The organism is Streptosporangium sp. G11, assembly GCF_051192615.1.
Classification (GTDB): domain Bacteria; phylum Actinomycetota; class Actinomycetes; order Streptosporangiales; family Streptosporangiaceae; genus Streptosporangium.
The window spans coordinates 101,462-126,103 of sequence record NZ_JBPJUQ010000009.1 but is presented as its reverse complement, the minus strand read 5'-3'; the positions used below and the strand labels follow the sequence as shown (position 1 = coordinate 126,103).

The window sequence follows — 24,642 nt, the reverse complement described above, 5'->3', positions numbered from 1 at the left end:
TTAGTGGTTGGAGAGGGATTCCCTCCGAGAAACCGCTCATCGTGTCGAATGGCTACGAGTCCCGGTGTTCGCCGGGGCGCCCTGGTCGTCACGATGCCCACGCGGCGCAAGGCCGCCGACATCGTTGATCGATCGAAGGGGTGCCGCGTCGTGCTTTCGCTTCCCGGTTTTCCCGGCGGCATCCCCGGCCAGGCGGAGACGACCGGTCCGGGGGCCTCCGATAACCGTGATGAGTGACGTTCCACGCCCGGCGCGGGCGGGCCGGTTCGCGGGCATGATCGGAGGCCCGTCGCCGAGGCGCGGGCGGGCCCTCGCCCGGCTGCTCGTCCTGAGCATGGCCGCCGGCATGCTGAACGCGCCGGCTCCCATGGCCGCGTCGGCGGCCGGCACGGTCCTGTTCGACCAGCCCTTCCGCAACAACACGCCCAACGGGCTCGGCGCCGTGGTGCTGCCCGCGCTGCCGACCGGCCAGTCGGGCACGAACGTGGCGTGCCTGACCGCCTCCGGCAACTCCAGCACGGGAAACCTGCGCAGCTGCGCCGGCAGCCTGGACCTCCCGGGTTCGGGCAAACTGCGCCTGACGGACGCGGCCACCGGCAGGGTCGGCGGGCTCCTCGGGGCTGTCAGCGTGCCGACGTCACAGGGACTGGACGTGACGTTCAACACCTACCAGTACGGCGGGTCGGGGGCCGACGGGATGACCTTCGTCCTGGCCGCGGTGGACCCCGCCTCGTCCGTGTCCCCGGCCAACGTCGGCCAGTCGGGCGGTGCGCTGGGCTACTCCGCCTTCTCCAGCCTGCCCGGCCTGGCGTACGGCTATCTCGGTGTCGGCTTGGACGTGTACGGAAACTTCAGCAACGGCGCCTACCAGGGGAGCGGTTGCACGAACCCGGCCTACATCGGGTCGGGCAGCACCCGGGTACCCGGCCAGATCGTCATCCGCGGGCCGGGAAACGGCACCGTCGGATACTGCGCGATCAACAGCACGGCCACCTCGACGAGCTCCACCGCTCTCCCGCTGAGATCGGCCATCCGCACGGCCGTCCCGGTCCAGGTGGGCATCAACCCCACCAACACGGTCCTCACCACCGCCGCCGGCCTGACGGTTCCCGCCAACAGCTACAGGGTGGTGGTCACCCTGGTCGGCGGCGCGGTCAGGACGTTGACCGGCACCCTGCCCACGGTCCCCGCGGGACTCTTCCCGGTGTCCTGGTTGAACGCCAACGGGATCCCCAGACAGCTGGCGTTCGGGTGGGTGGCCTCCACCGGTGCCATCACCGACTTCCACGAGGTCGACAACGCCAAGGTGGCCACGATCAGCGCGGTTCCCGAGCTGACCATCGCGCAGACCGGTTACAACGCCGCGACGCTGCAGCCGGGCGCCCCCGTGACCTACAGCGTCGTCGCGGGCGTCGCCCCCGGCCTCTCGGAGACCTCCCCGGTCTCGGTGACCCAGACCCTGCCGGCCGGGACGGTGCCCGTGGGCGCGTACGGCACGGGGTGGGTCTGCGCGGCGCCGTCCGGGCGGTCGGTGACGTGCACCAACAGCAACGCCCCCTTCCTGCCGTCGCAGACGTTGCCGCCGCTCACCGTGGTGGGCATCGTCACCGGGAGCGGTGTCACGCCGGCACTGATCCAGAGCACGACCGTGGCCACGGCGTCGTCGGTCGACGCCAACCCCGCCTACTCGACGACGACGACCGCCGGCACGCTGCCGGCGGCGCCCGGCGGCATCTCCCTGAGCTCGACCTCGGGCACGATCGCCGGCGGTAACACGGTGATCGTGAGCGGTACGAACATCTCCAACGCCACCGCCATCGAGATCGGCACCACCGCCCAGCAGGCGGCGGGAACCCCGGTCGTCCTGCTGCCGTGCCCCTCCGGGGTCACCACCGGCTGCTTCACGATCAACGCCAACGGCACGCTGACCATCCCCTCCATGCCCGCCAGGGCATCGGCCGCCGCGGTGAACGTCAACGTCGTCACCCAGGGGCTGGACGCGCAGGCCGCCTACACCTACACCTCCGCCCCCGCGAGGCCCGCCGCGCCCACGGCGGTGGCCGGGGTGACCAGCGCGACGGTGACCTGGGCGGCGCCGGACGGCAACGGCAGCCCCATCACCGGCTACGTCGTCACGCCCTACATCGGCGGCGTGGCCCAGACCCCGGTGGCCTTCGACGCCTCCGCCACCAGCAGGACGCTGACCGGCCTGACCGCGGGCACGTCCTACACCTTCACCGTCGCCGCGGTGAACGCGGTCGGCACGAGCCTGGCCAGCCCCGCCTCCAACGCGGCCGTCCCTTACGACGTCCCCGGCCGGCCCACCATCACCGCGGTCACGGCCGGGACCTCCTCGGCGAACCTCACCTGGACGGCACCGGCGAGCAACGGCAGCGCCATCACCGGCTACGTCGTCACGCCCTACATCGGCGGCGTCGCGCAGCCGGCCCAGACGTTCAGCGGCACCGCGACGACCCGTACCGTCACCGGCCTGACACCGGGCACCTCGTACACGTTCACCGTCTCCGCCGTGAACGCGGCGGGCCCCGGCCTGCCGTCCCTGTCCTCCGCCGCCGTCGTCCCCAACGCCTCGCCCGCGTTCACCTTCGCCCCGCCGGCGGCCGGTGAGGTGAACGTCGCCTACAGCGTCCCGCTGACGGTCACCGGCGGTACGGCGCCGTACGTGTGGTCGGTCAGCGCGGGCAGCCTGCCGCCGGGGCTGACGCTGAACGCCTCCACAGGCGTGCTGTCGGGCACCCCGACCGCGAGCGGCAGTCACTCCTTCACCGCGCAGGTGACGGACGCGAGCAACGTGAGCACCACCCGCGCGGTCACCCTGGTCATCGCACCGCTGCCGGTGCTGACGTTCCCGGCGCCACCGAGTGGTGAGGTGAACGTCGCCTACAGCGTCCCGCTGACGGTCACCGGCGGTACGGCGCCGTACGTGTGGTCGGTCAGCGCGGGTAGCCTGCCGCCGGCGCTGACGCTGAACACCTCCACCGGCGTGCTGTCGGGCACCCCGACCACGGGTGGCACCTTCTCCTTCTCCGTCAGGGTGGTCGACGCCTTCAACCAGAGCGACACCAGGACGGTGAGCCTGGTCATCGCGCCGTTGCCGACGTTCACCTTCAACGCGCCACCGGCCGGTCAGGTCGGGGTCGCCTACAGCGTCCCGCTGACGGTCAGCGGAGGGGTCACGCCCTACACGTGGTCGGTCAGCGCGGGCAGCCTGCCGCCGGGGCTGACGCTGAACGCCTCCACAGGCGTGCTGTCGGGCACCCCGACCGCGAGCGGCAGTTACCCGGTCACCTTCCGGGTGGTCGACGCGAACGGCCAGGCCGACACCAGGACGGCGACGCTGGTCGTCACGGCCGGCCCGCTGGTCATCACGAAGACGGCCAGCACCTCCTCGGTGGCTCCGGGCGGCACGATCGGCTACACGATCACCGTGAACAACACCGGAGCGAGCGCCTTCACCGGGGTGACGGTGAGCGACCCGCTGGCGGACGTGCTGGACGACGCGGTCTACAACGGCGACGCGGTCGCCACCGGGGGATCGGTCTCCCTCACCGGCCAGACCCTGAACTGGAACGGAAACGTGGCGGCCGGCACGACCGTGACCATCACCTACTCGGTCACGGTGCGAACCCCCGACCCCGGCGACAAGGTGCTGGCCAACGCGGTGACCTCGCCGACGGTCGGCAGCATCTGCCCGGCGGGCGGCACCGACCCCCGGTGCTCCGCCACGGTGACCGTCTCGGGGCTGTCCATCGTCAAGACCGCCAACGCCACGACGACGACGCCCGGCGGTACGGTCCTCTTCACCGTCACGGCGACCAACACCGGCCAGACCCCCTACGCCGGGGTGACGTTCGCCGACCCGTTGGCCGGGGTGCTGGACGACGCGGTCTACAACGGCGACGCGACCGCGACCACGGGCGTCCTGTCGTTCAGCGGCTCCACCCTGACCTGGACCGGGAACCTCGCGCCGGGCGCGAGCACGACGGTCACCTACTCGGCCACGGTGCGAAACCCCGACACCGGCGACCGCAGCCTCGTCGGCACGATCTCCTCCGGCGCCCCGGGAAGCACCTGCCCGCCGGGGAACCCCGGCCCGCAGTGCACCGCCACGGTCGCGGTCCTGATCCCGGCCCTGACCATCACCAGCGGCGCGAACGTGAGCAGCACGACCCCCGGATCGGTGGTGAGCTACACGTTCACCGCTTCCAACACGGGTCAGACGCCCTACACCGGGACGAGCTTCGTCGCCTCCCTGGCCGGGGTGCTGGACGACGCCACGTTCAACGGCGACCTCGCCGCGACGTCGGGCGGCGCGGTCCTCAACCCCGACGGCACCATCACCTGGACCGGAAACCTGGCCCTCGGCGCGTCGGTCACGGTCACCGGCTCGGTCACGGTGAACAACCCCGACGCCGGAAACCGGCTGCTGAGCACCTCCATCACGTCTACCGCGCCGGGAGGCAACTGCCCGGCGGGCAACCAGGCGCCGGCCTGTCTCACCAACGTCCCGGTCCTCGTCCCCGGTCTGACGATCACCAAGACGGCGGACGTGTCGACCACGACCCCCGGCTCGGTCGTGCGCTACACGGTCGCGGTCACCAACAGCGGGCAGACGCCCTACACGGGGGCGACGTTCGCCGACGCGCTGGCCGGGGTGCTGGACGACGCGGCGTACAACGCGGACGCGACGGCCACGAGCGGCACGGCCGGCTTCGCCGGGTCCACGCTGACCTGGACCGGTGACCTCGCGGTCGGCGCCACCGCCACCGTCACCTACTCGGTCACCGTCAACGATCCCGACACCGGGGACAGGACGCTCACCAGCACGGTCACCTCGCCCACCACCGGCAGCAACTGCGCCGTCGGAAGCGGCGACCCCCGGTGCGCCGGCAGCGTGACGGTCCTCGTCCCGCAGCTGACGGTGACCAGCGCGACCCCGTCGAGCACCGCGCTCCCGGGTGACGTCGTGTCGTACACGTTCGCGCTGGCCAACACCGGGCAGACCCCTTACACGGGCATCAGCGCCATGCTGGGCGTCACGGACCTGTTCGGCGACGTGACCTACAACGGCGACCTGGTCACCAGCTCGGGCAGCCTCGACGTGCTCCCGGACGGCTCGCTCCTGTGGACGGGCGACGTCGCGGTCGGCGCCACGGTCACCATCACCGCCACGGTCACCGTCAACGACCCCTACACCGGCGACAAGCTCCTGAGGACCTCCTTCACCTCCGACGCGCCCGGCAGCACCTGCCCGACCCTCGGCGCGACGGCGCCCACCTGCTTCACCGTCATCACCGTCCTGGTCCCGGAGCTGACCCTGGGGATAACCGCCGACACCCAGACCGCCACACCCGGCGACACCGTCGGCTACACGGTCACGGTCGCCAACACCGGGGAGGCCCCCTACACCGGTGCCGCCGTCACCGACCTGCTGGCCCGGGTCCTCACCGACGCGGTCTACAACGCGGACGCGACCGCGACGAGCGGCACGGTCGTCTTCGCCGGCTCCAACCTGACCTGGACCGGGGACCTCGCGGTGGGAGGGAGCGCGACGATCAACTACTCGGTGACCGTCCTCGACCCCGATCCCGGGGACAAGCGAATGACCAGCACGCTGGTGTCGAGCGCGCCCGGCAGCACCTGCCCGCCCGGCGGCACCGCCCCCGCGTGCGCCGTGACGGTGACCGTCCTCGTGCCCCAGCTGACCACCGTCAAGACCGCGAACGCCACCACGACGGCACCCGGATCCACGGTCGGCTACACGGTCACCGTCACCAACTCCGGGCAGACGCCCTACACGGGGGCGACGTTCGCCGACGCGCTGGGCGGAGTGCTTGACGACGCGGCGTACAACGCGGACGCGACGGCCACGAGCGGCGCGGTCGGCTTCGCCGGGTCCACGCTGACCTGGATCGGTGACCTGGCGGTCGGGGCGAGCGCGACGATCACCTACACCGTCACCGTGCGCGACCCCGACCCGGGGGACGCCCTGCTCTCCGACACCGTCGTCTCGCCGACCAGGGGAAGCAACTGCCCGGTGGGGAACACCGATCCCCGGTGCGCGGTCTCGGTGCCGGTGGCCCGCCTCGTGCTGGAGCAGAGCTACACCCAGGCCGGTGCGACCCCCGGTTCGACGATCACCCTCAACGCCACGTTCACCAACACCGGCCAGGTCCCCTACACCGGGATCAGCGTCTTCGCCGCCAGTGGCGACACCGTCGACGACGCCATCCCCAACGGCGACCAGGTCGCCGGCTCGGGCACGCTCGTCCTCAACGCCACGGGCATCACCTGGACGGGCAACATCCCCGTCGGGGGCGTCGTCACCGTCACCGGCACCCTGACGCTGAAGAACCCGTCCACCGGCAACCTGGTCGCCACCGGCACCCTGGTCTCGGCCGCTCCCGGCAACAACTGCCCGTCCGGCGGCACCGACCCCCGCTGCACGGCCACGCTCAACGTGCTCGTTCCCGGCCTGACGATCACCAAGACCGCCGACACCGTCGCCACGGTGCAGGGAGCTCCCGTCACCTACACGGTCACCGTCCTGAACTCGGGACAGGCGCCCTACACCGGCGCGACGTTCACCGACTCTCTGGCGGGCGTGCTGGACGACGCCACCTACAACGGGGACGTGACGGCCACGACGGGCACGGCCACCTTCGCCGGCTCCGCCGTCGGCTGGACGGGGAACCTGGCTCCCGGCGCGAGCGCGACCGTCACCTACTCGGTCACGGTGAACAACCCCGACACCGGCGACAGGGCCCTGTCCGGCACGATCTCCTCACCCACCACCGGCAGCAACTGCGCCCCGGCGAGCGGCGACTCGCGGTGCACCAGCACCGTGATCGTGCTCGTCCCCGCCCTGACGATCACCAAGGCCGCCGCCCCCGCGACGGCGGTGCCGGGAAGCACGATCACCTACACGATCGTCGCCGCCAACACGGGGCAGCTCCCCTACACGGGGGCGACGTTCACCGACGCGCTGGCCGGGGTGCTGGACGACGCGGCCTACAACGCCGACGCGACGGCCACGACCGGCACGGTCGGCTTCGCCGGGTCCGACGTGACCTGGACGGGGAACCTGGCTCCCGGCGCGAGCGCGACGATCACCTACACGGTCACCGTCGACAACCCGGTGACCGGCGACCTGAACCTGGTGAGCACGATCACCTCCGCCACCCCCGGCGGCAACTGCCCGTCCGGCGGAACCGACCCCCGCTGCCGCACCTTCGTCCCTGTCACCGAGGCGACCACGCTGACGTTCGACAAGGTCGCGAGCACCACCTCGGTCGCCCAGGGCGAGGTGGTCACCTACACCGTCACGATCAGCAACAGCGGGCTGACGCCGTACGCCGGCGCGACGTTCACCGACGCGCTGGCCGGGGTGCTGGACGACGCCACCTACAACGGTGACGCCGTGGCGGGGGTCGGCACCGTCACCTACACCGAACCCGAACTGACCTGGATCGGGACCGTCCCGGCCGAGGGGTCGACCACGGTCACCTACTCGGTGACGGCGAACGTGCCGGATACCGGGAACGGGATCCTCTCCAACACGCTGGTGTCGGACTCGGTGGGCGGCAACTGCGCCGAGGCGAGCACCGACCCCCGCTGCGCGGAGACGGTGACCGTGGCGAGCCTCGCCATCGTGCTCACGTCCGACAAGGCGACCTACCTGCCAGGCGAGGTGGTGCGCTACACCACGGTGATGACCAATACGGGACGGACACCGTACTTCGGGATCAGCGTCCTGTTCGAGGGGGTCGGAGGCGTCGACGACTCCGTCCCGAACGGCGACCAGGTCGCCACCTCCGGGTCGCTGACGCTGGGCCTCGACGGGCTGACCTGGACCGGCAACATCCCCGTGGGCGGCAGCGTCACGCTGACCGGCAGCGTCACGGTGAACAATCCCGATCTGGGCGACAAGGTGATCCCCCTCTCCGTGACCTCCGCGGCGCAGGGCAGCGGCTGTCCGGCGGCGGCCTCCCCCGGCTGCACCCTCGTCGTCACCGTGACCGTCCCCGAGCTGACGATCACCAAGGTCACCGACAGGACCGCGGTGGTTCCGGGAGGCGCGGTGGCCTACACGCTGACGATCGCCAACAGCGGGGAGGCCCCGTACACCGACGCCGCCGTCACCGACTCGCTGGCGGGAGTGCTGAACGAGGCGGCCTACAACGAGGACGCGACGGCCACGAGCGGCATGGTCACCTTCGCGGGCCAGGTCCTGACCTGGACCGGTGATCTCGCGGTCGGGGCGAGCGCGACCGTCACCTACTCGGTCACCGCCGGCGGCGTCAGTACGGCGGGCAAGCTCCTGACCAACGCGGCCTCCTCCACGGAGGCGGGCAGCACCTGCCCGCCCGCCAGCGGCAACGTGGCGTGTAGCACGAGGGTCATCGTCCTCACCCCGGTCCTGACGATCGTGAAGACGGCGGACAGGGCCTCGATCACGCCCGGCGGGACGGTCGCCTACACGATCACGGCCACCAACAGCGGCCAGGTTCCCTTCGGGGCGGCGAACCTCACCGACGCGCTGGCCGGGGTGCTGGACGACGCGGTCTACAACGGCGACGCGACGGCCACGCGGGGAACGGTGGCCTTCGCCGGCCAGGCCATCACCTGGAGCGGCGCTCTCAACCCGGGCCAGGCGGCCGTCATCACCTACAGCGTCACGAGCGAAACCCCCGGGACCGGCGACCAGAGGCTGTCCAACGCCGTCACCTCCACCACGCCGGGCACCATCTGCCAGGTCGGCGGCACCGACTCCCGCTGTTCCAGCGAGGTCCTGATCTCCAGGATCACGATCACGAACTCGGCGGACGTCACCACCGTCATCCCGACCGGGACGGTGAACTACACGATCACGATCGCGAACACCGGGCAGACGCCGTACACCGGCGTCGTCGCGCGCGACCTGCTTGACGACGTCCTCGACGACGCGGTCTACAACGGCGACGGGACGGCGACGCCGGGCGATTTCAGCGTCGACGCCGGGAGCGGTGAGGGGATATGGGAGGGCTCCCTGCCGGTCGGCGCCACCGCCACCGTCACCTTCTCGGTCACCGTGATGAATCCGGACCCCGGGAACAAGGTCCTCAGAGCCGTCGCGGTCTCGGCGACCCCGGGCACCAACTGCCCGGCCGGGAGCGCCGACCCGGCCTGCACCTCGACCGTGACCGTGCTGACTCCCGTCCTGAACGTCTCCAAGAGCGCCGACAGGGCCACGGTCAATCCCGGCGGCACCATCATCTACACGATCACTGTCGCCAACACCGGCGAGACCCCGTACACCGGGGCGACGGTGACCGACCAGCTCGACGCGGTGCTTCCCGACAGCGTCTACAACGGGGACGCGACGGCCACGAGCGGAACGGTCGTCTTCACCAGCCCCGACGTGATCTGGACCGGGGATCTCGCGATCGGCGCGACCGCGACGATCACCTACTCGGTCACCGTGCTCGCCCCCGATCCGGGCGACAAGTCGATCATCAACGAGGTCTTCTCCGACACGCTGGGCAGCACCTGCCCGTCCACCGGGGCCGTCGCGCAGTGCACGACGTTCGTCGCCGTGCTCGTCCCGGCCCTGAGGATCGTCAACGTGGCCGACACCGCGACCACCACGCCGGGCGGGACGGTCGGCTACACGATCACGATCGCCAACACCGGCCAGACGCCCTACACCGGGGTGATCGTCACCGATGCGCTGGCCGGGGTGTTGGACGACGCGGTCTACAACGGGGACGCGACCGCCACGACCGGCGCGGTCGGCTTCGCGGGTTCCACGCTGACCTGGACCGGCGATCTCGCGGTCGGCGCGTCGGCGGTCGTCGGCTACTCGGTGACCGTCAACGACCCGGACAACGGCGACAGGGTTCTCACCGGGGTCGCCGTGTCGCCCGCGCCGGGCAGCACCTGTCCGGCGGGCGGCACCGATCCGGCCTGCACCTCGACGGTGACGGTCCTGATCCCCGCGCTGGCCGTCTCCACCGTCGCGGACCGGGCGACCACGACCCCGGGCGGCACCGTGCGGTTCACGATCACGATCGCCAACACCGGCCAGACGCCCTACACCGGGGTGATCGTCACCGACGCGCTGGCCGGGACGCTGGACGACGCGGTCTACAACGGGGACGCGACCGCCACGACCGGCGCGATCGGCCTCGCGGGTTCCACGCTGACCTGGACCGGCGCGCTTGAGCCCGGGGCGACGGCCGTCGCCGGTTTCACCGTGACCGCCGGCGACCCCGGCACCGGGGACAGGGACATGACCGGCGTCGTCGCCTCGGCGGCACCGGGAAGCACCTGTCCGGCGGGCTCCACCGCGCCCGCCTGCAGCGCGAGCGTCACCGTGCTCATCCCGGCCCTGAACATCGTCAAGACCGCCGACGCGCCGACCACCACCCCCGGTGACACGGTCGGCTACACGATCGTCGTCACCAACGCCGGTGAGACCCCGTACGACGCGGCGAGCGTCACGGACTCGCTGGCGCCCCTGCTGGACGAGGCCGACTACAACGCGGACGCCGTCGCCACCACCGGTGTCCTGGACTACACCGGCGGGGTGCTGACCTGGACCGGCGATCTCGCGGTCGGCGCGAGCGCCACGATCACCTACTCGGTCACGGTGCACGACGTCGGCGCCCTCGGCGACAAGCTTCTCAGCAACATCGCGACCTCGGGCTCCCAGGGGAGCAGTTGCCCGGCCGTGGGTGCCGCGACGGCGTGCACCGCGTTCGTGAGCATCCTCGTGCCGGAGCTGACGATCACCAAGAACGCCGCCACCGGCACCGTCGTCGCGGGCGGCACCGTCGCCTACACGATCACCGCGGTCAACACCGGCGAGGCCGACTACCCCCGTGCCACGATCGCCGACTCGCTGGCGGGGGTGCTGGACGACGCCGCGTACAACGGGGACGCGGTCGCCACCGTCGGCGCCGTCACCTACACGGAGCCGACGCTGACCTGGACCGGTGACCTGGCGGTCGGCGCCGCGGTGACGATCACCTACTCGGTGGACGTGGCCTACCCCGGGTCGGGGAACAGGATTCTGACCAACACCGCCGTCTCCTCCGTTCCCGGCTCGACCTGCCCCACGGGCGGGACCGACCCGCGCTGCGTCGTGACCGTGACCGTCCTCATCCCCGAGCTCACCATCACCAAGGTCGCCGACACCAGCGGTGACGTCGTCGCGGAGGAGACCGTCCGCTACACGATCACGGTCGTCAACACCGGTGAGACCCCCTACACCGTCGCCACGTTCGCCGACTCGCTGGCGGGGGTGCTGGACGACGCCGCGTACAACGGGGACGCGGTCGCCACCGCCGGCGCCGTCACCTACACGGAGCCGACGCTGACCTGGACCGGTGACCTGGCGGTCGGCGCCGCGGTGACGATCACCTACTCGGTGGACGTGGCCTACCCCGGGTCGGGGAACAGGATTCTGACCAACACCGCCGTCTCCTCCGTTCCCGGCTCGACCTGCCCCACGGGCGGGACCGACCCGCGCTGCGTCGTGACCGTGACCGTCCTCATCCCCGAGCTCACCATCACCAAGGTCGCCGACACCAGCGGTGACGTCGTCGCGGAGGAGACCGTCCGCTACACGATCACGGTCGTCAACACCGGTGAGACCCCCTACACCGTCGCCACGTTCGCCGACTCGCTGGCGGGGGTGCTGGACGACGCCGCGTACAACGGGGACGCGGTCGCCACCGCCGGCAACGTCACCTACACGGAGCCGACGCTGACCTGGACCGGCGACCTGCCCGTGGACGCCAGCGCCGTCGTCACCTTCAGCGTCACCGTCGACGACCCGGACACCGGCGACGCCGAGCTCGACAACCGGGTCACCTCGACGACGACGGGCAGCACCTGCCCTGCCGGCGGCACCGATCCCGGCTGCTCCGTCGTGATCGCCGTGACCCCCACCAGCATCACCCTCATAAATCTGACCAGCGACTTCACCATGGCCGGCCTCCCGGACTCGACCGTCAGGAACATCGGGGCCGTGAGCATGACGGTCATCACGAACAGCTTCGACGGCTACATCGTCACCGTGCGGGCGGATTCCGCCGAGCTCACCTCGAACGAGCCCGGCAACACCGCCACCATCCCGGTCGGGAACCTGCGCGTGCGCGAGAACGGCACGTCGGAGTTCCACACCATCTCGCGCACCACCCCGGTGCTCGTCCACGAACAGGACGTCCCGTCCTCGCCCAGCGGAGACGCCATCGTCAACGACTTCGAAGCCGACATCCCCTTTGTCCTGGTCGGCAGTTATTCGGCGACGCTCACCTACGTCGCGACGGCCAAATGACGCGCCGCCTTTCGACACGAGGCCTTTCGGGGCGCCGTCTTTCGAGGCGCGGCTTCTGTCGGGGCGCGGCCTCCGGGCGGTGTCCGTCGGTGTCCGTCGGTATCCATTGGCGTCCGTCGGGGCTCACGAACGACTTCTCACCGCACACCACTCATCCCGTACACGGGCAACGTGAAGGAGAAACCATGGCGGTAACCCGTCCCACCGGCACAGGGCGCCGCGCAGGCCGCCTGTTCGTCGCGGTACTGGCCCTCGTCCTCACCACCTCGCCACCGGCCCTCTCGTTCTCGCCGGTGGGGTCCCAGCGCGAGCCGCACGCCGGCGGCGAGGACGGAAGGAACGCCGGGGGCGGGAGGACCCCCGCCGACGGGATGAGGGCCGGTGGCGAGAGACCCAGGGGCCGGATGAAGATCGGTGCGGCGGCGCCTCCCACGCTCAGCATCGACGTCGACAACGGCCGCACCAGCGCCGAGAAGGGGGACAGGCTCACCTACACCGTCACCGTCCGCAACATCGGCGCGACCGACGCCCGCGGGCTGCGCCTCACCCAGAGCCTGCCGGACGGCCTGCGGTTCGTCTCGGCGGACCGCGGGGGCAGGGCGCGGGCCGGGGAGGTTACCTGGGCCGTCGACCTGAAGGCGGGCGGGAACGCCGCCTTCCACACCACGGGCGAGGTGCGGGACACCCCGCCCGACCTGCTGCGCCTGGCCACCGTCGCCTGCGCGAGCGCCATGAAGGACGACAGGCCCATCGTCTGCGCCACCCACTCCGACCTGTTGCCCGCCGGCGCGGCGGCCGAGGCTAAGGCCAAGGCCGCCCGCGCGCCCGCGCCCGCCGTCAACCGCCTGTGGTACGCGGGCGCCGGAGCCGGGCTGCTGGTCCTCGTGCTGACGGGGGTGCTGACCGTCCGCCACACCAGACGCCGCGCCAGCCGCCACGCCCGCCCGTCCCGCTCGCTCTGACCCGGTCTCCCGCCTTTCGTGGATTCCGGGTCTCCTCGGGGGCGACGGGGCTACTCGTCGCCGGTGATGGAGAAGCTTCGCAGGCGCCTGCCCGCCCAGAGGACCGCGCCGACGGTGACGATGACCAGGGCGGGGACGGCGAAGCCGAGGGTGATCTCGGTGGAGAAGAACGCGGAGGACGACAGCTGGTCGGCGATCGTCTGGGCCCACTGCTGAATGGAGAACCTGCGGGCGCCGGGGACGAAGTTGCCGACCACGCCCTCCCAGACGAGGGCGTAGACGATGCCGATCGTGACCGCGTGCCGGGTCAGCACGCCCAGCAGCATGAACACCGCCGCGTACGCGATCCCGCCGATGAGGGAGCCGAGCGCGAAGCCGTACGCGATGCCGGATTCGAGGTTGACCAGGAGGTAGGCCGCGACGAAGGTCGGCACGGCGGCGAACAGCGCGAGCATCGAGGCGGCGACCACGAACTTGGTCCGCGCGATCACCGGGCGGGAGATCGGCTTGGACAGCAGGTGGATGATCGTGCCGTCGTCGATCTCGGGGGCGATCACCCCGGTCCCCGCGATCAGGCCGAGCAGCGGCAGCATGGTGCCGATGGCGAAGGTCTGCATGAGCACGACGGCGGTCCGCTCGTCGGCGGCGCCGATGAACCTCAGCAGCGCGGCCATGGCGATCAGCACCAGGGGCAGCATGATCAGCAGCCAGATCCGGCGGCGGCCGAGGAGCGCCCGGTAGGAGATTCCGGCGATGACACCGTTCATGGTCAGCTGCTCCTGTTGATCAGGTAGGAGAAGACGCTCTCCAGGTCTTCGTCGGCGGGGGAGACCTGCAGGATCCGGATGTCCGCGTCCTTGGCGACCCTGGGCAGCAGCCGGGTGAAGCGCCGGAAGTCGATGGCGTGCACCTCCAGGCCCGTCTCGGTCAGCGAGACCGCGCCCGAGGAGGCGTCGGCGATCAGCGCGGACGCCAGGCGGCGGTCGTCGCTGGAACGGACCTTGAACAGGTGCGGTCGGTCGGTCATCCGGCGGCGGATCTCGCGGAAGTCCCCGGAGGCGGCGTGGCGCCCGGCGACCAGCACCTCGATGTGCTGGGCGACCCGCTCCACCTCCTCCAGGATGTGCGAGCTGAACAGGATGGTCTTGCCCGCGGTGCCCATGGCGCGGACCAGGTCCATCAGGTGCAGCCGCTGGCGCGGGTCCATGCCGTTGAACGGCTCGTCGAGCAGCAGGACCTGCGGGTCGTGGACGAGGGCCGCGGCCACCTTGACGCGCTGGCGCATGCCCTTGGAGTACGTCTCGATCCTGCGGTCCTTGGCGCTCTCCATCTCCACCAGGGCGAGCGCCTTGCGCGCGGCGTCGTCCGGGTTGGGGAGGCGGTGCAGCCTGGCGCTGGACAGCACGAACTGCCAGCCGGTGAGGAAGCCGTAGACGGCCTCGCGCTCGGGGACCAGGCCGATGGAGCGGTAGATCTGGTGGTTGCGCCAGATGCGGTCGCCGTCGAGGGTGACGGTGCCGCCCGAGGGGGCCAGGAACCCGGCCATCATGTGCAGCAGCGTGGACTTTCCCGCGCCGTTCGGGCCGAGCAGCCCGGTGACGCCGGGGCCGACGGTCATGGTGATGTCGTTGACGGCGACCACGTTGCCGTACCAGCGGGACACCTGGGCCAGTTCGATCTTCATCGGGAGGCCGCCTTACGGTAGCGCGCGATCAGGGCCGTGAGGGACAGGGCGATCAGCACGATCATGATCGCTCCGGCGACCAGGGTTCCGCCGTCCGGGGGGTAGATGACTCCCGCGGTGGGCGCCGCCCCGAAGATTCCGACGTGCACGGCGGCGTCCACCAGGAAGAAGGGGTTGATCAGCCACGCCCACGAGGCGGAGGCGTCGTCGCCCATCGACTCCAGCGTCGCGAACAGCACGGTCGAAACGGCGGAGGTGAGCAGGTAGAAGGCGATGACGGAGGCCACGCCCAGGCCGCGCCTGGGGGTGAACGAGGCGATGGCCACGCCGATGCAGGCCAGCAGCAGCGCGTAGCCGACCGCGCCGGCCATGCTGGTGAGGTATTCGGCAGTGTGCGTGTCGCCGGGAAGGTCGATGACCACCTCGCCGATGTAGAGCACGGTGAGCGGTGCCGCCAGCAGCAGGAACATGGCGGTCGCCATCGCCGCGAGCTTCGCCCCGACGTAGTCCCAGAGCGTCACCGGGCGCGACAGGTAGAGCGGCAGCACCCGGAAGCGCAGGTCGGGCGCCACGGCGTACGGCGACTGCGAGGCCAGGAAGATCGCGAGCACGGCCTGCATGACGACCGCGTACCCGGTGTAGCGCATTCCTTCCTGCTTGGCCAACGCCATGATCGCGATGGAGACGACCGCGGGCAGGAGCATGACGCCCACGAGCACGAACGGGATGATCTTCGAGCGGGCGGTGCGGCCGAGTCCGAAGATCCCGCGCAGGCTGTGCACGGTCAGCGCGGCGGTGGCGTGACCGCGCCCGAGCCGTACCCCCTCGTAGTGGCGGTATCCGATGTCGTGGATGACACCCGTGGGCTCAGACATTGGCGGGCTCCCTGAAGACGTCCTCGATGCGCTGGCGGCCCTGCTCCACGCGGACGAGGCAGAGGTCGAGCTCGCAGACGGCGTCGCGGAGCGCGTCGAAGGTCTCCGGCGCGCGGACGTGGACGAGCAGCATCCTGCCGTGCGGGGTGACGGTCTCGCCCAGCTCGGTCAGGCGGGCCGCCAGCGCGTCCTGGCCCTCCTCGACCTCGACGGTCACGGTCTGGGTGATCTGGGTGAACTCCCCGATGGACGAGGAGCGCAGCAGCTTGCCGCCGTCGATCACGATGACGTGGTCGCAGACCCGCTCAAGCTCGCCCAGCAGATGGGAGGTGACCAGCACGCTGATGCCGAACTCGGAGCCGATCCTGCGGATCAGCGCGAGCATCTCGTCGCGGCCCCGCGGGTCGAGGCCGTTGGTGGGCTCGTCCAGCAGGATCAGGCGCGGGTCGTGCACCAGGGCCTGGGCCAGCTTGACGCGCTGCTTCATGCCGGTGGAGTAGCCGCCCATCGCCCGGTAGCGCTCCTCGTACAGCCCGACGTGGCGCAGGACGTCGGCGGCGCGCTCGCGGGCCGCGGTGCGCGGCAGGCCCGACATCTGGGCCATGTGCACGGTGAACTCGGTGGCGGACAGGTCGGGGGGCAGGCAGTCGTGCTCCGGCATGTAACCGACGACCCGGCGGATCTCCGCGCCCTGGGTCGTCGCGTCCATGCCCAGCACCCGGGCGCTTCCCGCGCTGGGTTCGAGCAGGCCGAGGAGGATCTTGATCAGCGTGGATTTGCCCGCGCCGTTGGCGCCGACCAGGCCGGTCACACCGGGGCCGACGGTGACGGTGAGCTGGTCGAGCGCCGTCACCCGGGGGAAACGTCTGGTTAGTCCCTCGGTGGCGAGGATAGTCATGCTCGGACACTATCCGTCGCCACAGGTGCGCACCTCCGTCATGCGAAGGAGTCTCGCCTCGTCCGAAAGGGCAATTCTCAGCCGCTAACTCCCACCCGGACGGGCCGGCAGTCGCATGCCGAACCGGGACCAGTAGGCCTTCTGGACGAGGAGCGTCACCACGCCGGCGATGATCATTCCCATGACGTTCACCCCGAGCTGGACGGCCGAGGCGGCCATGTCGCCCCAGCGGGCCAGCGCGGCGGCGACCGCGAAGTATCCGGCGGCGGGGACCGTGGTGACCGAGATGAAGACGCCGACCAGGGCCGAGGACTTGCCCGCGGTGACCGAGAGCACCCCGGCGGCCCCGGCGAGCAGCGCGACGATGAACGACCACCTGTCGGGCTTGACGATGAACTCGATCTCCTCGTGCCCCGTCCCGAGCGAGCTCACGCCGATCCAGCCGAGCCCCCGAGAGACCAGCGCGCAGGCGAAGGTGATCGCGATGGCGGCGGCGAAGCCCAGGACCAGGGTCCTGGCCGCGCGGCCGATGAGGTCACGGTCGGTACGGAGCAGGCCGAAGCAGATGGCCGCGATCGCGCCGAACTCCGGCCCCATCACCATCGCGCCGATGATGAGGATCGGCGAGTTGACGATCACGCCGATCGCCGCGAGCTGGGTGGCGATCGCCAGGAAGGCCAGGAAGGCCCAGGTGAGCCGGGTGTCCTCGTCGACCCGCTGGGCGAACTCCGCCCAGACCACGGCGTCGTCGCTGTCGCCGGGCGCCTCCTCCTGGGCGCGCTCGGCCACCTCCGAGATCGACAGGTCGACCTGCTCGGCCGCGATCGAGCCCTCCGTGTGCAGGCCGAGCTCCTGGAGCCGCTCGATCACCTCGTTGGCGGCCTCGCGGGCGATGTCGAACTGGATGAGGTCACCGGCGGGGGAGCGCGCGGCACCGGGGAACACGACGATGTTGACGACGCCGACGCACCCGTCGAGCACCTCAAGCACCTTGTCCGACAGCTCCGGTGGACTGATCACACGTAGATGCAGCACGGGCCAACCCTAGGACCTGTGTCCCGGCCCGTTGAAGCCCGAAACCATATGGCTATGTCCCGGTCGTCGCTTTGGCGGTCCGTATCCGAGGTCCGTATCCGAGGTCCGTATCCGGGGGCCGTGCCCGGGGCGTTCGCCGAGCGGCGTCGTCGGCGCGGAGACGGACTCCCCCAAGGGGCTCTTCCGATTCCCCCAAGGGGTTCTTCAGGAGACCTTGGTGGCGGGGTCGGTGCTCAGGCGCCGGAGCAGGTCGACCGTCCGGGAGGCCTGCTCGGCGTCCTGGCCGGTCCGGTGGTCCGACTCGATGGCGTCCGCCAGGGCCGCCAGCTCGTGCGGCGGCAGGAAGGCGCGCGCCGCGCGCAGCCGCAGCAGGACTTTGCGGCCGCCCGGCTCCTGGGCGTACAGGTACAGGTGCGGGAGCCGGCGGCCGGTCAGGTCACGGACTCTTGAGCATTCGGGGAAGGAGTCCAGCCAGACACGGGCCCGCGCGAGATCCACCCTGCGCGTCGTGAACGCGCCGTGGACCTCCACGACGCCTCCCTCCACCTGCGCCCGGAAGCGGAAAATGCCGAGGAGGACGATGAGGAAGACCACCAGGACCACGACGAAGGGCACCATCAGGATCTGGGAGCCGAGAGGGGGGCCTCCGGTGGACGGCTCGACGGCCCCTTCGAGCTTCGAGATCGCGAACAGTGGAATGCCGACGAAAGGGGCGGCCAGGAGTGTGGCGCCGATCTTCAAACCGACGCTCGCGCCAACGCTCAGCTTTAGCGGCCCACGGGATGGGATGCTCACATATCAGACACTAAGCCACTCCGCTGGCCAGGGCTTGGCGCTGTTACGGCATACATAGCCGCAGGCGGGGAAGTTTTTTACCTTTGATGGGTGGCCGGTTCGTGACGGGCGGCACACGACGCCCTCCCCGGGGCGGGATCTCCGGCCCGTTCGCGCGTGGCCCGGGGTCCTCGCGGCGTCACCCCTGTCGCCCCTGTCACCTTTGATTCGTGGCGCCATCCCTGTCACACCCGAACGGAAGCCACCGGTGCGCCGGACGGGGAGCCCGCTCACACCCCGCCGGGGGTGAGAGTGGACGACCCCTTCCCCGGATACTCCGACAATGGCATTCCACCAATTCTGTAAATAAAATACTTATATTTCCCACCGTTCACTTAATAACCAGCAAGAATGGCTTAAAGGTATAAGCTTCCGCTGTTCTTGCTTTGGCGTCGTCCTTTCCGCCGTTGCCGCGTACCGGCAGGCCCAGTCGCCCGCCCGGTGAGGTGGCGGGCGACGCCGCTCTCCCGGCGGGGCGCGCGGACGGCATCACCCGCGCGTACACCCGAGGTCACCGACGGCGTGGGGCAGGTGGGATGGCGACGGTTGGGGAATCGGATCGGACCGCTCCCGACGGGAGGCGGTCGTGGCCGGTCGCGGCCGGGGGCCTGCCCGGCGGGGAGGCGCGGTGGTACCGCCGGGACCCGCTGGGCTTCGTCGAGCGGGCGGCCCGCGAGAAGGGGCCGGTGTTCCGGCTGCCCGACGACGGGTCGCTGTGCGTGGCCGACCCGGCGGAGGCCCTGCGGGTGCTGCACAACGAGGAGGGCCACTACGACGAGGTGTCCGACTTCTTCCACGTCCGCGGCGGCCGGCTGGGGCCGCGGGAGACGCAGGTCGCCATCGGGCGGGCGGCGCGTGCGACGGTGCGCGCCCACCTGGCCGCGCACCGCGAGCGGCTGCCCGCCGTCGTGGCGGAGCTGGGGGAGGTCAGCGAGTGGCCGTCGGCCGGGCGCGCCGCCACGCACCGGTTCCTGGCCGAGATGTTGCTGCGCCCGGACAGCCCGCCGGCGCTGCGGGAGCTGATGGCGCGGGTGGTGGGGCGCGACGTCCTGATCCGTTCCGGCGGCCGGCTGGCGCGCGCGGCGCGGCTGGCACTGTGGGCGCGCGTGGTGCGGGCGGTCACCGCCGAGGTGCGCGCCCGGCGGGCCGGCCGGGCCGGTCCGGGGCCCGGCCGGCCCGGTGACCTGCTGGACGCCGTGCTCGGGTCCACCCCGCCCGACACGCCCGCCGCACAGGTCGCCCAGGTGTACCTGCTGCTGTTCCGGACCTCGGTGGCGCCGGTGGGCCACGTGGTCGCCTGGGCGCTGCTGGCCGCCGCGACCCACGGCGTCGACCTGGCGGCCGTGCCCGCGGAGTCGGCCGTACGGGAGTCGCTGCGGCTGTGGCCGGTGGCATGGTTGCTGGGCCGCCCGGTACACCGCGCCCACCAGGTCGGCGGTGTGCGGGTGGAGCCGGGGGAGAGCGTGTCGGTCTGCGTCTACCTGCTGCACCGGGACGACCGGCACTGGCCGCAGGCCGCCCGGTTCCGGCCCGACCGGTGGGACGGTCCCGGCCCTCGCGGGCCCTACCTGCCCTTCGGCGGTGGCCCGTTCACCTGCGCGGGCGCCGCCGTCGCCCAGACCCTGGCCACCGGCCTGCTCGCCGCCGTGACCGACGGCGCCCGCCTGGAGGTGCGCGGTGGCCACGGACGCCCCCACGTCGCGGGCATCATCACCCCTCCCCGGTTCCAGCTGCGCCGGACCCCCACCAGACCCTGACTCCCAACCAGACCCTGACCACCAGCGGTCACCAGGAAAGGAGGTGTGTTCCGTGAGGAAGTTGCTGCGTCGGGTTACCGGCCGCCGGGTCAACCGGCAAGCGTGGTTCATCTGGTAGGCCTTCTCCTCCCACCGGCCGCGCCGGGCCCGACGGCCCGGCGCGGCCCCCGACCCGGCGCGCGGCCGACGGGACACCCGCGCAGGAGGCGCGCATGTCGCATGTGGACGAGACGCTGGCGGCGTACGAGAGCGTCGCGGCCCGATACGACGAGCTGAACGCGCGGATGGACACCGCCACTCTGGTGGACCGCTACGTGGAGGCGGTGGATCGGTACGGTACGGGCGGGCGGCGGCTGCTGGACGCCGGGTGCGGGACCGGCCGCAGCAGCGTGGCCTTTCGTGAGCGGGGTTTCGAGGTGACCGGCTACGACCTGTCCCCGGCGATGGTGACGATGGCCCGGCGCCGGCCCGGGGCCGAGGGGATCCGGTTCCTGGTGGGACGGCTGGAGGAGCCCCCGCCGGGGCTGACCGGCTTCGACGCGGTCGCCTGCGTGGATCTGCCGATGACGTACCTGACCGCCACGGACCAGCTGCGGCGGGCGCTGGCGGCCGCGCGCGACCAGCTCGCCGGGGACGGGGTGCTGGTCTTCGATCTGAACACCATCGGCTACTACCGGCGCGCGTTCGGCGTCCCCGCGGTCGCCGACCGGGGGGACCGGTACGTGGCGTGGTTCGCGGTGTCCCCGCGGATCGAGGTCGACGCGGTCGTGATCACCCAGTTCGACCTGTTCGAGCGGGCCGGCGAGGGCTGGGAGCGGGTGTCGATGCGGCACGTGCAGCGACACCACTCCGACCGGACGGTGCGCCGGGTGGCCGAACAGGCCGGGCTGCGCGTCGTGGCCGCCCGCGGGCTGGTGGGGACGTCCGCGCGGGAGCCCGCCGACGAGGACGACCACGACCGGATCCTGTACGTCGCCCGCCGGGCCGGCTGAGCGGGGGTTCTCTCCCGGACGTGACCTCGGCCGCCGGCCGGTGCCGCGTCGGGCGATGTTCGCCTTCGACGGCGACCCTCAGGCGAGTGAGTCGATCCAGCGTTCCAGGCGACGACCTTCCCCGGCCATGAGCTCGGGGTCCCTGAAGGTGTTGGTGAGGAGCGAGATGCCCTGGTAGGCGGCGACCAGGGCGATCGCGAGCTCATGGGAGTCGGACCGGCCCATCGACCTGAACTGCCGCTCGGCATAGTCGATCAGCAACCGCATGACCTCGGCCGCGGCGCGGTCGAGGCCGTCGGTGCGCTTGTCGAGCTCCGAGCAGAGGGTCCCGGTGGGACAGCCGTATCTCGCGGTGAGCTCGCGCTGCTCGATCCAGCCGCGCAGGAGTGCCTTCAGGCGGTCCCGGGGGCCGGTGTGCATGTCGAGCGAGGCGGTCATCGCCCGGAAGTTGAGCGCGTGCGCCTCGATCGCCGCCTCGACGAGCTGGTCCTTGGTCTTGAAGTAGTAGTAGACGTTGCCCAGGGGAACCTCGGCCACGCGGGCGATGTCGGCCAGCGTCGTCTTCTCGACACCTTGCTCGTGCAGGACCCGGGACGCGGCGGCCACGAGTCTTTCCCGCTTGCCCCGCTTCGATCCGGGGGCGCTCTCAGCTGAGTCAGTCATCTCACTAACGAGTGTAGACAACGGGCGCCACGGCTGGCTATGGTCCATTTAGTCAGTCAACTAACTCACTTGCGAGGCGGATCGCCTCACGATGGACGGGGCTTTTCATGATCGTGGTCACGGGATCGACCGGGAACGTCGGGCGAACGCTCGTACAGGCACTCGCCGAGGCCGGAGAGCGGGTGGCGGCGGTTTCGCGACGGCCCTCGGACATGCCGGAAGGTGTGACGCACCACAGGGCCGACCTGGCCGACCCGGAAAGCCTCCGGCCCGCGCTCGACGGAGCCGACGCGCTGTTCCTCCTCGTCGCCGGTGCCGGTGAGCACCTGAACCCGGAGGGCATCCTCGACGTCGCCAGAGCGGCCGGGGTCGGACGGGTCGTCCTGCAGTCCTCCCAGGCCGCCGGGACCCGGCCGGAATCCGGCTCCCACGCCCCCCTCCGGGTGCTGGAGGACGCCGTCCGGCGGTCGGGTCTGGAGTGGACCGTCCTGCGGCCGGGAGGCTTCGACTCCAACGCCTTCGCGTGGGCGGAGACGATCCGCTCGCGGCGGACGGCCGCCGCGCCGTTCGGCGACGTCGGGCTGCCGGCCGTCGACCCGGCCGACATCGCCGAGGTCGCGGCCGTGGTCCTGCGCGAGGCGGAGCACGCCGGTCACACGTACGAACTCACCGGCCCGGCGCCGATCACCCCGCGTCAGCGGGCCGAGGCGATCGGGGACGCGCTCGGCACACCGGTGCGGTTCGTCGAGCAGAGCCGAGAGGAGGCCAGGGAGCTGATGCTGCGGTTCATGCCCGAACCGGTCGTGGAAGGCACCCTCGCCATCCTGGGCGAGCCGTCGGCCGCCGAGCAGAGGGTGAGCCCCGACGTGGAACGGATCCTCGGCCGTGCCCCCCGCACCTTCGCCGAATGGGCGCGACGCAACATCGAGGCCTTCACCTGACCCGCCCGCGGCGGATCACACGGGGCGGTGGTGAAGCCGGATGACCCGGAACCGGATGACCCGGCGGCGGGTGATCGGCTGTGGTCATCCGGCCCGCCGGGAGCGCTCCAGATAGAGGACCAGGTCGCGCATGCGGTCCGCGGGCCAGGGGAGGCTCCGGCCGATCTCCTCGCTGTTCTCCCGCCACATCCGCCGCGCCGCGTCCTTGGTCCGCTCGCCGTCCTCGCCGTCGTCGTGGAACCGGCTCGCCAGCGCGTCCCAGCGCTGGACCAGGGCCCGCACCCGAGGGTCGTCGACGGGAGTGTCGTCCCGTACGTGCCGCAGGAGCTCCTCGACGAGCCCGGCCCATTCGGTCCTGGCCGTCTCGACGGCCTCCGGGCCGAGGTCGGCCCTGCGCCGGGCCAGTCGCTCCCGCTGCTCCGCCGTGAACGAGGTCTCGAACATAGAGATCATCTCCAGGGTCGTCATGAACTGGTCCGGATCGGGCATCGACGCGCCGTCGATCTGTTCCAGCAGGCCGTGAAGCCGGTGCGTGAGCCGCTGGATCCGCGCGCCGTGCGCCTCCAGCTCGCGGAGCTGGGCCGTCAGCAGGTCGCGCATCGCCGCCAGGTCGTCCGTGGAGTCCGCGAGCACGTCCGCGATCTCCTCCAGGGACAGCCCGAGCGCCCGCAGGGCCCGCACCCGGTACAGCCGCCGCACATCGTCCCCGGTGTAGCGACGGTGCCCCGACGCGGTGCGTTCGCTCGCGCTCAGCAGGCCGATCTCGTCGTAGTGGTGCAGCGCGCGCACGGTCGTCCCGCTCGCCCGCGCCACCTCGCCGATGCTCCACCGGCGCCCGGCGTCGTCTTTCCCGATCACGTCCGCAACGTTAGGACCTGCCGTCGCGGCAGGTTCAAGCCCTTGGAGCCGATGGTGGCCGCCTCTTGAGGACTTCCGAACCAGCCCGGGGACCAGGACACGATCCTCCTTCGCCGCTCCCGAGAGCCGTGAAGCCGGGAGATCGGTTCGGTACGCGTTGACCGGGAGGGCGAACCAGACGCACTTGCCGCTCTGGCCGGTACCGCAGAGGAGGGTGGTGTGCGTTCCACACCAGCCCCCGGACAGCTGGGCGACGATGCCCAGACCGCGTCCGCCGATCTGCAACGCGTCGATATCCTCGGTCGTCTCGACCTCCACCCGGTCGCTGTGGCGAAGCAGGTGCCGGGCGATGCTCTCCAGGTCGCCCCCGGCGTCAGCGATCTCACACGCCACTGGTACGCCCCTGTGGTGCAGAATCCGCATTTCGTACGGCCCCTGGGCGTGCCGATACGCGTTGGCAGCCAGCTCGCAGACCATCAGATCCAGATCGCTCAGCGTCGCCTCGTCGGTGATGTGACCGGCGACCTGCGATCGCAGCAGAGCGCGGGCTCTGCGGGCGGCCATCTTGCCCGGCAGGCACCAGGCTGTGATGTGGATCAGACCATCGCTCTGTGCAAGGGGTCCACCCAGCTCTCGCGCATGCGGCCTGCTCGCCAGGACCGCGCTGTGGGGGATGCGCATCCGCGCTCCTCAGTCGGGGTGTCGAGTTCCTGATGTATCGGCTGCCCCAGCAGCCGTAATGTCACTTTCCGCTATCACGCGCTCACGAAGAACGCGGTCCGGGCGGGGATCTTGAGGGG

General features: G+C 71.3%; 13 protein-coding genes. 5 read left to right on the top strand and 8 right to left on the bottom strand.

What is annotated here, in order from left to right:
* The first annotated feature begins 229 nt into the window (after positions 1-229).
* Positions 230-12,343 (top strand): putative Ig domain-containing protein, encoded by a 12,114-nt coding sequence (locus tag ACSDR0_RS12105; protein WP_435288878.1) that lies wholly within the window; start codon positions 230-232, stop codon positions 12,341-12,343.
* A 185-nt stretch (positions 12,344-12,528) separates the two neighbouring features.
* Positions 12,529-13,305 carry a hypothetical protein gene (locus tag ACSDR0_RS12100; RefSeq protein WP_435288877.1) on the top strand — a complete coding sequence of 259 codons (777 nt, stop codon included), beginning with the start codon at positions 12,529-12,531 and terminating at the stop codon, positions 13,303-13,305.
* 50 nt (positions 13,306-13,355) lie between these two features.
* On the opposite strand, the gene ACSDR0_RS12095 is transcribed toward ACSDR0_RS12100, so the two are convergent.
* From ACSDR0_RS12095 to ACSDR0_RS12070, 6 genes are all read right to left on the bottom strand, one after another.
* Positions 13,356-14,072: an ABC transporter permease gene (locus ACSDR0_RS12095; RefSeq protein WP_435288876.1), complete on the bottom strand. Its 717-nt coding sequence runs from the start codon at positions 14,070-14,072 to the stop codon at positions 13,356-13,358.
* A gap of 2 nt (positions 14,073-14,074) precedes the next feature.
* A complete protein-coding gene (locus tag ACSDR0_RS12090) occupies positions 14,075-14,989 on the bottom strand; it encodes an ABC transporter ATP-binding protein (protein ID WP_435288875.1) in 915 nt (304 codons plus the stop codon).
* A complete protein-coding gene (locus tag ACSDR0_RS12085) occupies positions 14,986-15,864 on the bottom strand; it encodes an ABC transporter permease (protein WP_435288874.1) in 879 nt (292 codons plus the stop codon). Before ACSDR0_RS12085 ends, ACSDR0_RS12090 begins: the two co-directional genes overlap by 4 nt.
* Entirely contained in the window at positions 15,857-16,762 is a 906-nt protein-coding gene (locus ACSDR0_RS12080; protein WP_435288873.1) for an ABC transporter ATP-binding protein, read from the bottom strand. The genes ACSDR0_RS12085 and ACSDR0_RS12080 overlap by 8 nt, the downstream gene beginning before the upstream one ends.
* A gap of 84 nt (positions 16,763-16,846) precedes the next feature.
* Positions 16,847-17,797 (bottom strand): DUF389 domain-containing protein, encoded by a 951-nt coding sequence (locus ACSDR0_RS12075; protein ID WP_435288872.1) that lies wholly within the window; start codon positions 17,795-17,797, stop codon positions 16,847-16,849.
* A 204-nt stretch (positions 17,798-18,001) separates the two neighbouring features.
* Positions 18,002-18,538 carry a hypothetical protein gene (locus tag ACSDR0_RS12070; RefSeq protein ID WP_435288871.1) on the bottom strand — a complete coding sequence of 179 codons (537 nt, stop codon included), beginning with the start codon at positions 18,536-18,538 and terminating at the stop codon, positions 18,002-18,004.
* A gap of 629 nt (positions 18,539-19,167) precedes the next feature.
* Here ACSDR0_RS12070 and ACSDR0_RS12065 point away from each other — a divergent pair.
* Complete coding sequence (locus ACSDR0_RS12065; protein WP_435288870.1) at positions 19,168-20,388, top strand: cytochrome P450; 1,221 nt, start codon at positions 19,168-19,170, stop codon at positions 20,386-20,388.
* 212 nt (positions 20,389-20,600) lie between these two features.
* Positions 20,601-21,380, top strand: coding sequence for a class I SAM-dependent DNA methyltransferase (locus ACSDR0_RS12060; RefSeq protein ID WP_435288869.1), 780 nt, complete (start codon positions 20,601-20,603; stop codon positions 21,378-21,380).
* 78 nt (positions 21,381-21,458) lie between these two features.
* Here ACSDR0_RS12060 and ACSDR0_RS12055 read toward each other — a convergent pair whose 3' ends face one another.
* Positions 21,459-22,043 carry a TetR/AcrR family transcriptional regulator gene (locus ACSDR0_RS12055; protein WP_435288868.1) on the bottom strand — a complete coding sequence of 195 codons (585 nt, stop codon included), beginning with the start codon at positions 22,041-22,043 and terminating at the stop codon, positions 21,459-21,461.
* 107 nt (positions 22,044-22,150) lie between these two features.
* Here ACSDR0_RS12055 and ACSDR0_RS12050 point away from each other — a divergent pair, with 107 nt between their 5' ends.
* On the top strand, positions 22,151-22,984 hold the full coding sequence (locus tag ACSDR0_RS12050; protein WP_435288867.1) for an NAD(P)H-binding protein: 834 nt from the start codon (positions 22,151-22,153) through the stop codon (positions 22,982-22,984).
* Between the two features lie 84 nt (positions 22,985-23,068).
* Here ACSDR0_RS12050 and ACSDR0_RS12045 read toward each other — a convergent pair whose 3' ends face one another.
* Entirely contained in the window at positions 23,069-24,523 is a 1,455-nt protein-coding gene (locus tag ACSDR0_RS12045; protein ID WP_435288866.1) for a MerR family transcriptional regulator, read from the bottom strand.
* Positions 24,524-24,642 lie beyond the last annotated feature (119 nt).